This window comes from Streptomyces alkaliphilus, from assembly GCF_014141535.1.
Classification (GTDB): domain Bacteria; phylum Actinomycetota; class Actinomycetes; order Streptomycetales; family Streptomycetaceae; genus Streptomyces; species Streptomyces alkaliphilus.
Map to the genome: position 1 here is coordinate 1 of NZ_VKHT01001451.1, position 916 is coordinate 916.

Annotated in this window: 1 protein-coding gene; it reads right to left on the bottom strand. The window is 73.7% G+C overall.

Annotated elements, in window-relative coordinates:
* Positions 1-916: polyprenyl synthetase family protein (locus tag FNQ90_RS25025; RefSeq protein WP_182608407.1), on the bottom strand; the 916-nt coding region annotated here is incomplete at both ends.

Sequence of the window (916 nt, forward strand, 5' to 3'; positions counted from 1 at the left end):
ATCGAGCAGGGTGGGGTCGTGGGGGTGGTGTTCCGGGCTCCCGCCGCGGAACGGAGCATGGCTCCCAGTCGTCGTCGGACCACGGGGTCGAGGGGGATACCGGCCAGATGGCGGGCGCTGTCGGCCGCCAACTGCTCGATGGCGGCCTCCACGACGGTTCGGGCGCCGGTGGATTCCAGGGCGGCCCGGACGCGCTCCACGTCCGGGGGCGACAGATCGGGATCACCGGGGGCTTCGCGGAGCAGGGCGGAGGCCGCCCGGTCCCCGGCGGCGTCGGCACGGACCCGGGCGATGGCCAGAAGGTAGGTGATCTTGCCCTCGCGGATGTCGTCGCCGGACGGTTTGCCGGTGTGGGCGGGATCGCCGAAGACCCCCAGCAGGTCGTCCCGCAATTGGAAAGCCATCCCGGCGCAGCGACCCGCCGAGCAGAGGGAGTCGGTGGTGGTGGGGTCGGCGCCGGCGAGGGCGGCTCCCAGCGCGAGGGGGCGCTCCACGGTGTAGAGGGCGCTCTTGAGGCAGGCGATGCGCAGGGCCCGGGCCGTGGAGCCGGCCCCGGTGTGCTGCGCGTGGAGGTCGAGATACTGCCCGGCGACCATCTCGGTGCGCATGGTCCGCCACAGGCGGAGGACCGCGTCCGCGACACCCGGCGGGGGGAGAAGCTCGGTGACGATGTCGTCGGCCCAGCTCAGGGCGAGGTTTCCGGCGAGTATGGCGGCGGAGGTGCCGAAAGGGGCGCCCCGTCCGCGGGGGCGGGTGTCCGGGTATCGGGCGGCGAAGTCGGCGTGGAGGGCGGAGCGGCCCCGACGCAGCAGGGAGCCGTCCATCACATCGTCGTGGATGAGGGCACAGGACTGGATGAGTTCCAGGGCGGCGGCCAACCGGAGCACGGTGTCCGTCGTGACGCGGGGGGTGGGGG